Genomic DNA, 10,382 nt, shown 5'->3' with positions numbered 1-10,382 from the left:
CCAGAATTCGCGGACCGCCGGTGGCACCGAGTATTCCTCTTCACGGTCCGCACCCGGTGCTACCCGACTGGTTTCGGTCACCATTTCTTCTCCTCCCGGTCGACGTCGCTGGTTGCTGGAGATAAAAACAAAGGCGCCGATTTACGCACAATGGGCGCAGTAGCGATCGTGCACCTGCGGCTACCGACATACCAGTGGACGAAAGTGCAATTCATACGCAATGTAATTCGGGCTTGAACAACGAATGGTTGTGTTATGCTGCCCGTCGATGCGGTGCCATGGAAGACCGGCCTGTCCATTTATCGCAATACTCTGGAGGATAGTGTGAGTCACATTCATACGTTCGGCGACTATGGCTTCAAGCCGATGGTGAGCGCGTTCCATGCCGACCTGAGCGCAATTCCGATTTCCGAACCGATGTTCGGATTGCCGCTGCAGATTCAGCATCTGTACGGATTTCTCGAGACCGAAGACGGAATGATGTACTCGCCCGCGCGGAAGTTCAACGGTTCCCTGACCGGGGGATTGTTTTTCATGGCTTACGACGGAAAAACGTTGGAATTGCATCCGGGAACCGGCGGAGGCGCGCGCGGAGAACTCAGAAGGAATATGTCCGATCCGGGCCGCAGGAAGTGGTCGAATCCCATCTTCTACAACTTGCCGGAGGGGGTGACTCGCCCAGGGGAACTCGACCTCCTGCTCGAGTTGCACGACAACGAGATGATCTATGAAGAGGGTGAACTCTTTGATCTGACAGGCGTAGTTCAGCCTCTCGGGCTGCAACACTACACGCCGATGCGGGATCGGGCGCTCTTTTACGCGAGCCTGTGCTATTCGGTGACGGGGACCGTTCTCGGCAAGAAGGCGGCAGGGGTTCTTTTCTTCGAAAACGCATACTGGAAGCACGGTATCGAGTGGAAGGACTACGACTACTACGCGCAGGAACAGGTTGGGTGGCAAATCTTCGGAAATACCCTAGAAGACGGTACCATCCAGTGGGGAATTATCCTCCAAGGTGCGGAAGGATTCACGCAGTCGATTATTCTCGAGGCCGACGAGGTGGTTGCCGTCTCAAACGAGACGGCTAACGAGTTCGACCTCGATGACAATGGTTTCGTGCGCAAGGTGCGCAGTGATATCGATGGTCAGATATGGGAGTTCATCAGTACGGAGAAAGGGTATAAGAAGTCCTTCTCCAATGCTCGACTGGCCAATTATCTGTCGCAGTTGGGCCGGACTCGAAGGGTGGGAGACGAGCGTGCCGTCAAGCGCGGCTACACATTGTTTCAGCATTTCCCGGCCCGAATCGTGAAGGCCGGCCTCAACAAGAAGCTGGATTGATCGCAGGCGCGGGTCCGCACGTGGTCACGGCCGGATCCGGGATTTCGAATTCAACGGACGATGATTCAGTGGACAATGCGGTATCTGATATGGGTAACCGTGTCGGAGGGGATGACTTCGATTTGTTCGAGGGCGGGATCGCCGACATTGTTCAGCAGCCGGCGACCGGCGCCAAGCACGATCGGGCTGAGATGGATGAGCATCTCGTCGAGCAGGCCGGCGGCGAGATACTGCTGGACGACATGGGCTCCGCCGGCGATCGAGACATCCAGGTCGCCGGCGGCCGCGCGGGCCTGCTCGAGTGCGGACTCGATACCGCCGGTGACGAAGGTGAATGTGGTGCCACCCTTCATCTCCAAGGGTTCTCGCGGGTGGTGGGTGAGCACGTATACCGACGTGCGGAAGGCGGGTTCTTCACCCCACCAGCCCCGCCACCCCATGTCCCACGGGCCCGCACCGCCACCGAACATCCCGCGGCCCATGATGTAGGCGCCGATCCCGTCGACAGCTCCCGCGAGCACCTCGGAGTCGACCGAATCCGCACCGCCCTCCAGGCCCCGGTGCTCGTGCCATGCCCGGGTGGGGAGCAACCACTGATGCAGGCGCATTCCCCCGACACCGATCGGATTCTGCTGATCCGGGTTCGGCCCCGTGGCAAATCCATCGAGGGACAGCCCGATATGCGTGGTCACGGCAGCCATGGCCGGCGCTCCTATGCGAAGTCCGAGATTCGCGGGTAGCGATGTCCGGGCAGTTGCTCGCCGACCACCAGATCCGGATCCATTCTGTTGTGGCCGGGACGCGGCTGGAAGATCGCCTCCGCGCCGGTGTAGCTGATGATGAAGGCCAGGCGGGTTTCGTCCGAGACGTTGCCCCAGCTCGAATGGCCGACGAGGCTCTGATGGAAGGTGACATCGCCGGCGCGTACCGGAACCGTGACCCGCGGGTACCACTCGAGCTCCGGCCATTGCGCGAACATGTACGTCGTCGGGTTGTTCTTCACCTCGGACATCTCGGACCGATGCGGGCCCGGACGCTTGTGCGAATTCGGCAGGAAGATCAGGCAGCCGCGCTCGACCGGCACGTCGACCAGGGCGACCCAGGCGTTCACGTTCATCGGGGAGTCCAGCGGTGTGAGCGTGAGATCTTCGTGCCAGATCGTGGGCACTTCGTCATGCGGACGCTTGGCGTAGGCCTGCCCGCTCCATACTCGCATCGGCGTGCCCGCCAACTGCTCGGCCACGGCCCCGACGCGGGGATGGCGGACGAGGTCGCGCAGGCTGTCGTGTTTCCACCACGGGTCCGTGGTGGTCTGGAGGGCGGTCCGGCCGCCGCCCATGCCGGCCCTTCTGCCGTCCTCCTCGATCGTGTTCAGGGCGGTTTCTCGCCACTGTGCCACCTCGTCCGCGGGGATCAGGCCCGGGACGTGGGTGAAGCCGTATTCGCGGAAAGCGGTAACGTATTGTTCGTCGACGGTGTAAGGAGTGGTCCGGGGCGTCGTGTCGGTCACGTCATTTTCCCATCGTTTTCGGCATGGCTGATGATTTATTTTCTAACCGTATTCATGTTCGATGTACAGTGGACCTTCGTTCATTCCGAAGGTTGTATAATTCGTCGATTCGAATGAATTGCCCTTTCCGATACATGGGTGTCGTCGACTCGTCAGCCGGTCCGTGTTCGGGACCGGGCGAGGTGGTCGGTGAGAATGCCGATGACAGCGGCCCGATGCTCGACCAGGTAGAAATGCCCACCGGGAAACACCTGGATATCGAAGGCCGCGCGGGTGTGCCGCGCCCAGTCGCGGGCCTCCGCGACCGTGGTCTTGGGATCGGCGTCCCCCACCAGCGCCGTGATCGGGGATCCGATCACGGCGTCGGCCGGGCAGCGATACGTCTCGATCGCCGTGTAGTCGCTGCGGATCGCCGGCAGGATCATGCGCAGCACCTCGTCGTCGCCGAGCAGGGCGGTGTCGGTGCCGCTGAGCGCACGCAGTTCCGTGACGAGTGCCCGATCGTCGCGCGTGTGCACGTTCTCGATGCGGTGGCGAGACGGCGCGCGCCGGGCGGACGCGTACAGGCCGATCAACCGGATTCCCGTCCGCTGTTCGAGTCGCCGGGCGACCTCGAAAGCCACGACGGCCCCCATGCTGTGGCCGAAGAATGCCAACGGGCGATCGATCCACGCCGTCAGGGCGTCCGTGATCTCGTCGGCGAGCGTGCCGATATCCGCGATGCAGGGGTCGGTGCGCCGGTCCTGGCGGCCCGGGTACTGCACGCCGAGCACGTCCACCGCCGCGGGCATCGCCGCGGATACCGGGAAGAAGAAGCTTGCCGAACCCCCGGCGTGCGGAAAGCACACCAACCGCACGGCCGGCGCGGGGGACGGATGGAATCGCCGGATCCAGGGTGCGTCGTCGATCGCTCGTTCGGACATGCGGTGCCGTTCCTCTCAGCGCAGTGCGGTCAGCCATGAATCCACCGCTCGCGCAGTATCTTCGGCATGCTCCGCGACGATGGTGAAGTGGTCGCCCGGGACGTCGATGTCCGTATCGCACCGCGCCCAGGCCGGCCCCCAGTCGGTATCGGGTAACGGTGTCCCGTCGAGGTCGGGCAGGGCGTCGGCGGCCCGCACGAATAATGTCGGCACGCCGAGCGGCCGCGGTTCCCACGCGCCGAAGACCGAGAAATAGCCGCCCATCGCGGTGAGGGACACGTGGTCCGAGGAGACGAGGTCGCTCCGCCGTGTGAAGAGGCCGTGCGTGAATGCCCGGCTGAGCCGGGGGGTCATCTCCCGGGGCAGGTAGGTGTCCAGGAATATGACGGCACTGGGCGGTGTATCGGTCCGTTCGAGGCGCGCGGCGACCTCGTGGGCGATCCAGCCTCCGGACGAATAGCCCAGCAGCGCATAGGGTGTGCCCGCTGCCAGTTCGCGCACCGCCCGGGCCTGCAGCTCGGCCAGCGCCGTCACGTGCGCGGGAAGGCGCTCTCCGGCAAGGAATCCCGGCTCGGGGAGCACCACGGTGTCGCGGCGATCGCGCAGGGCGGCGGCGAAGCGCGCATACTGGTGCGCCCCCGACATCGCGACCACCGCGGGGAAGCAGAACAACCGCGGTTCGCCCGATCCGCGGGCCAGCGGCACCGGGGCGGGCGGGCGGCCGAGTTCCTCGGGCGTGCGGAAGACGGGGCGGAAGCGCGATGCCATGCGCACGAGTTCCATGCCCTCGTCGATCCGCGCCTGCTCGCACGCCTGGCGGAACATCGCGCCGAGGGTGTCGTCCGATGATGTGGGTGACGGTGCGGCGGAACCCAATTCGGTCGAGAGGTAGCGCACGAGGGCCGGGGGCGTCGGCTGCTCGAACACCAGGCTCGCGGGCAGTCGCAGGCCGGTCGCCTGTTCCAGGCGGTTGCGCAGATCGACGGCGGTCAGGGAGTCGAAGCCGAGCTCGGTGAAGGCGCGTTCGGCGGCGAACTCGTCCGGCGAGTCGTGTCCCAGCGCCGCGGCGACCTCGCGGCGGACCAGATCGAGCAACGCGCGATCGCGTGCATCCCCGGACAGGTCCGCGAGCCGAGCGGCCCGGTCCGGTTCGGCCCGACGCGCGTGCGTGCTGGGCGGTGGCACCAGGGCATGCCAGATCGGTTGTAACGAACGCTGTTTCGCCGCGGTGCGCAGCGCGGTGAGGTCCGTGCGGGCCGGGATCAGAACGGGCTCCGGCCGAGTCAGCGCGGCGTCGAACAGCGCCAGCCCTTCCTCCGGCCGCAATGGTGTCAGCCCGGCGCGTTCCAGCCGGCGCCGGCCCGCGGTCATGCCGTTCTCGGTGGCCCACGGTCCCCATGCCAGGGCGGTCGCCGGGAGGCCGCGAGCGGCTCGATGCGTGGCGAGCGCGTCGAGGAAGGTGTTGGCGGCGGCGTAGGCGGCCTGTCCCGCCGAGCCCAGGGTGCCCGCTATCGAGGAGAACAGCACGAATGCGGTGAGGTCGCTGGTCAGTTCGTGCAGATGCCAGGCCGCGTCCACCTTCGGCCGCAGCACCCGCGCGAGCTGTTCGGCGGTCAGCGATTCGACGACGCCATCCTCGAGCACGCCCGCGGCGTGCACGACGGCGTGCACCGGGCGATGCGCCAGCAGGGCGGCGACCTGGTCCCGCTCGGCGAGATCGCACGCGACCACCTCGACGCTGGTGCCGGCGTTCTCCAATGCGGTGCGCAGGGTCGTCATGCCGCCGGTCCGGCTGACCAGCAGCAGATTCCGGACGCCGTGGGTCGCGACCAGCCGGCGAGCGATGAGCCCGCCGAGCGCTCCCGATGCCCCGGTGACGAGCACCGTGCCGGCGGACAGGTCCACCGCGACGGAATCGGAGGCGGCCAGTGCGGCGAATCGCGGCGCCAGGGCGGCCCCGTCGCGAATGCGGGTGTGTGGTTCCCCGGTCGCCACGGCCGTTATGAGCGCATCCGAGCCGAAGTCGACTGCCCCGGAGTCGATGTCGATCAGTGTGATCCGATCCGGGTGTTCGGCCTGGGCGACGCGCACGAGACCGGTGAGCGTGGCCATGACGGGGTCGGTCGCGGCGTCGCGGGTCATCAGCACCAGCCGGGTCGAGGAGAAGCGCCGGTCGGCGAGCCAGGTCTGCAGGAAGGCGAGGACGCGGGACGTCAGCTGGGCGGTGGCGGCCGGGACATCGACACCGTCCGGTGTGGTCGGCGCGAGGAATACCGCCTCGGGCGCGGTCCGGGACGACTCCGCGGCGGCGCCGAGATCGGCAAGATCGGCGTACTTCTCCACCTGGATTCCGGTGTCCTGCAATATCGATGCCAGCCCCGGCTCGTCGTCGCCGAGCACGACCCACCACGAGGCGGCGGGACCGTGCGAGGCCGGCAATTCCTGCCATCTGATGCCGAGCAGCGACCGTGGGGCCGCCGACCGCGCGGGGGCCGGAGCCGGACGCAGGGACAATGCCGCCACACCGCCGACACCGTGGCCGTCTGTGTCGAACAACTCCAGTGTGACGGTGTCCTGCCCGGCACCGGCCAGCCGTACCCGCAGTGCCGTGGCGCCGGTATCGGCAATGCGGACATCGCGCCACGCGAACGGCAGTCGCGGTGCGGGATCGGCGGTGTCGACGAGGCCGCCGATCCCGATGGCGTGCAGCGCCGCGTCGAGCAGCGCGGGGTGAACGACGTGCCCGGTAACCCCGACACTCTCGGGCAGGGCCACCTCGGCGAACACCTCGCCAGGCCGCGACCATGCCGCTCTCAGCCCGCGAAAGGCGGTGCCGTACCGCAATCCTCGGGAGGCAAGCTCGTCGTAGATCGAGTCGAGATCCAGCGGCCGGGCGTCGCGCGGCGGCCATGCCTGCGAATTCCTGTACTGGGGAACTGAATTCGAGTCCGCCAGGAGTGCGGTGGCATGCCGGGTCCAGGTCTGCTCGGCGCCGGGTTCGCGGGTGTGGACGCGAACTGGCCTGCGGCCCTGGGTATCCGGTGGACCGACTGTAAGCCTGAGGTCCACCCCGCTATCGGGTGCGAGCACCAGGGGCGCCTCGAGGGTGAGGTCGTCGATGCCGGGCCGGCCGGATGCCGCTCCCGCGTGCAGGATGAGGTCCACGTACGCGGCGCCGGGCAGCACCACGCGATCGCCGACTCGGTGATCGGCGAGCCAGGGGTGCGAGTCCAGCGCGATACGGCCGCAGAACGTCAGGGTATCGGATTCCGGTTCGGTGACCACGGCCGTCAGCACGGCGTGATCGGTCCCGTCGACACCGGCGGCGCGGAGATCGGCAGGGCGGCCGACGCGGTGATCGAGCCAGTAGCGTTTACGGTCGAATGCGTAGGCCGGCAGCGGTACCGGGCGAGCTTCCGTGCCGTCGAAATAGCTGTGCCAGTTCGGGTTCGCGCCATGGGCAACCAGGTGGGCGAGGGCATCGGTCAGCGCCTGCAACTCCTGTCGGTCCCGGCGAAGACCGGCGACCGCTCCGGCCGGCAGATGCGGCAGGAGTGTTGCGCCGGGGCCGACTTCGAGATAGCTGGGGTTGTGCCGGGTGAGGTGTGTGACGGCGTCGGCGAAGCGGACGGTGTTGCGGGCGTGGCGGATCCAGTAGTCGGGGTCGGCGAGTGTGGTGTGGTCGGCGGGGGCTCCGGTGACGGTGGAGACGAACGGCAGCGCCGGTGCGGAGAACGTGAGTGTGGCGATGGTGTTGCGGTATTGGGCGAGGATGGGGTCTATTCGGGGGGAGTGGAAGGCGTGTGAGACGTGGAGCCAGCTGGTTCTGTGCCCGGTGAGTGTGTGGGTGATTTGGGTGAGTGTGGTGCGGTCGCCGGATAGGACGAGGGAGCTGGGTCCATTGACGGCTGCGATATCGACGGTGTCTTCGAATCCCTCCAGAAGCGGCCGGATTTCGTGCTCGGCGATGTCGATGGCGACCATGGCCCCGCCCGTAGGGAGGGATTGCATGAGCCTGCCGCGGGCGGTGACGAGTGTGGCGGCGTCGGCGAGATCGAGGACTCCGGCGATGTGGGCTGCGGCGATCTCGCCGACGGAATGCCCCGCAACGATGGTGGGTGTGATGCCCCAGCTTTCCCAGAGTCGGTAGAGGGCGAGTTGGAGTGCGAACAGGGCGGGTTGGGTGTATCGGGTTTGTTCGAGTAGGTCGGTTTCGTCGCCGAAGACTATGTTTTGGAGTGGTTGGGGGAGATGGGGATTCAGTGCGGTGCAGGCGGTGTCGAATGCTTGTGTGTAGGCGGGGTAGGTGTTGTAGAGCTGGTGTCCCATGCCGGGGTGTTGGCTGCCTTGTCCGGAGAACACCATGGCCACACCGTTGCCCGATGCCCGGCCGGTGATCATGTCCTGATGGGTGCCGCCGCGGGCGAGCGCGAGGAGGGCCTGCGAACGCTGAGCCGGCTCACCTGTCGCGACGATGACTGCGCGGTGGTCGAGCATCGCGCGGCCTGTGGCGAGTGTGTAACCGATGTTCAGCGCCGAGGCCGGATCCTGCTCGAGGTGACGTGCGAGTCTTGCTGCTTGGGCGCGTAGGGCCGTCGGGGTGTGCCCGGAGATGATCCATGGCGCGGCGAGATGCTGGTCTCGTGGTGGGGCGGTGGTGGGTGGTTGTTCGAGGATGATGTGGGCGTTGGTGCCGCTGATGCCGAAGGAGGAGACTGCCGTGCGTCGGGGGTGGTCGTTGTCGGGCCAGGGGGTGTTCTGGGTGAGGAGCTGGACTTTGCCTGTGGTCCAGTCGACTTCGGGTGTCGGGGCATCGACGTGGAGAGTGCGGGGGAGTAGGCCGTGGTGTATGGCCATGATCATTTTGATGATGCCGGCGGTTCCGGCGGCGGCTTGGGTGTGGCCGATGTTGGATTTGATGGAGCCGAGCCATAAGGGTTCGTTGCGGTGTTGTCCGTAGGTGGCCAGGAGTGCTTGGGCTTCGACGGGGTCGCCGAGTCGGGTTCCGGTGCCGTGGGCTTCGACGGCGTCGATGTCGGCAGGTTGTAGTCCGGCGTTGGCCAGGGCCTGGCGGATGACGCGTTGTTGGGCAGGTCCGTTGGGTGCGGTGAGTCCGTTGGAGGCGCCGTCTTGGTTGACGGCGGAGCCGCGGATGATTGCGAGGATGGGATGGTTGTGGTGTTGTGCGTCGGAGAGTCGTTCCAGGAGTAGGAGTCCGGCGCCTTCGCCCCATCCGGTGCCGTCGGCGTCGCCTGAGAAGGCCTTGCACCGGCCGTCCGCCGACAATCCACCCTGACGACCGAACTCGGTGAAGGTCTGCGGCGTCGACATGACGGTGGCGCCGCCGGCCAGGGCCATCGTGCATTCGCCGGTGCGCAGGGCGTTGGCGGCCAAGTGGACTGCGACCAGGGACGAGGAGCACGCGGTGTCGATGGTGATCGCGGGGCCCTCGAGCCCGTAGACGTATGCGACGCGTCCGGAGGCGATGCTGGGTGCGCTGCCGTTGCCGAGGTGTCCGGCGACTTCTTCGGGGGCGTGGGTGAAGCGGCCGGCGTAGTCGTTGTACATGATGCCGGTGAAGACGCCGGTTCGGCTGCCGCGCACTGATGTCGGGTCGATGCCAGCGTATTCGAAGGTTTCCCAAGCAGTTTCGAGCAACAGCCGTTGCTGGGGGTCCATAGCGAGTGCTTCGCGGGGTGAGATGCCGAACAGGGCGGCGTCGAATTCTGCCGCGTCGTGCAGGAATCCGCCCTCGCGCGCCATGGACGCGGGCGGAGTGGCCGGATCGTAGATTCGCGGCAGATCCCATCCTCGATCGGTGGGAAATGCGGTGATCGCGTCGTCGCCCGAGACCAGCAGCTGCCACATCTGTTCCGGAGTACCGATCCCGCCGGGATAGCGGCAGCCGATGCCGACGACGACGATCGGATCGTCCTGCGCTGCGGCGGCGATCACCGGCGCGGGCTCGTGCGCTGTGACACCGAACAATTCGGTCCGCAGGTGATCGGCGACGGCGGCCGCGTTCGGGTGGTCGAAGGCCAGCGTCGCGGGGAGTTGCCGGCCGAGCAGCGCGCTCAACCGGTTACGGAACTCGACCGAGGTGAGGGAGTCGAATCCGAGATCGCGCAGGGCGCTGTGCGGATCCACCTCGCGCGGATCGGTGTGCCCGAGAACCGCCGCGACCTCACCACGGACGAGCTCGAGCAGCGCGGCGTCGCGCTCCACGGCGGCCATGGGCCGCAACCGTTCGAGAACGCCGTCCACGCCCGCGGCGCGGCGCGGCGGGGCAGGCACGAGCGCGCGCAGCAGCGGCGGAGTAGACCCCAGCGCGGCCGCCACGGCACGGGCATCCAGATGCATCGCCACCAGATGGGAGTCGTCCGCCCGCAGCGCCGCGTCGAACAGGCGCAGCCCCTCCTCGGGACGCAGCGGGCGCACACCCGGCCTGGTGTCGAGGTGTTGTGCCATGCCGGTGGTCCAGGGTCCCCAGGCGATGGTGGTGGTGTGGGGGTGGTGGTGGGTGAGGGCGTCGAGGTAGGCGTTGGTGGCGGCGTAGTTGGCTTGGCCGGGGGAGCCGAGTGTGGCTGCGGCGGAGGAGAAGTGGATGG

5 protein-coding genes are annotated in these 10,382 nt (G+C 66.9%); 1 reads left to right on the top strand and 4 read right to left on the bottom strand.

Annotated features, from left to right (window positions below; genetic code table 11):
- Positions 1 to 255: 255 nt before the first annotated feature.
- A complete protein-coding gene (locus tag KO481_RS42435) occupies positions 256 to 1,341 on the top strand; it encodes a hypothetical protein (RefSeq protein ID WP_215924415.1) in 1,086 nt (361 codons plus the stop codon).
- A 65-nt stretch (positions 1,342 to 1,406) separates the two neighbouring features.
- On the opposite strand, the gene KO481_RS42430 is transcribed toward KO481_RS42435, so the two are convergent.
- The 4 genes from KO481_RS42430 to KO481_RS42415 all read right to left on the bottom strand — a co-directional run.
- The gene (locus KO481_RS42430) at positions 1,407 to 2,042 is read right to left on the bottom strand and encodes a dihydrofolate reductase family protein (protein WP_215924413.1); all 636 of its coding nucleotides are present in this window, start codon (positions 2,040 to 2,042) and stop codon (positions 1,407 to 1,409) included.
- 11 nt (positions 2,043 to 2,053) lie between these two features.
- Positions 2,054 to 2,851, bottom strand: coding sequence for a phytanoyl-CoA dioxygenase family protein (locus KO481_RS42425; RefSeq protein ID WP_215924411.1), 798 nt, complete (start codon positions 2,849 to 2,851; stop codon positions 2,054 to 2,056).
- A 152-nt stretch (positions 2,852 to 3,003) separates the two neighbouring features.
- Positions 3,004 to 3,774 carry a thioesterase II family protein gene (locus KO481_RS42420; RefSeq protein ID WP_215924409.1) on the bottom strand — a complete coding sequence of 257 codons (771 nt, stop codon included), beginning with the start codon at positions 3,772 to 3,774 and terminating at the stop codon, positions 3,004 to 3,006.
- 15 nt (positions 3,775 to 3,789) lie between these two features.
- Positions 3,790 to 10,382, bottom strand: a 6,593-nt coding sequence (locus KO481_RS42415; RefSeq protein ID WP_215924407.1) for a type I polyketide synthase, incomplete at its 5' end; no start/stop codon positions are given.

Source organism: Nocardia albiluteola (assembly GCF_018860155.1).
In the GTDB taxonomy this organism is placed as follows: Bacteria; Actinomycetota; Actinomycetes; order Mycobacteriales; family Mycobacteriaceae; genus Nocardia; species Nocardia albiluteola.
This window is presented reverse-complemented; position numbering and strand designations above follow the sequence as displayed.

What these genes read in the sequence shown, in the direction of transcription:
- KO481_RS42435 (WP_215924415.1), top strand. Translation starts at nt 256, where the DNA reads ATGCTGCCCGTCGATGCGGTGCCATGGAAGACCGGCCTGTCCATTTAT.
- KO481_RS42430 (WP_215924413.1), bottom strand. Translation starts at nt 2,042, where the DNA reads ATGGCTGCCGTGACCACGCATATCGGGCTGTCCCTCGATGGATTTGCC.
- KO481_RS42420 (WP_215924409.1), bottom strand. Translation starts at nt 3,774, where the DNA reads ATGTCCGAACGAGCGATCGACGACGCACCCTGGATCCGGCGATTCCAT.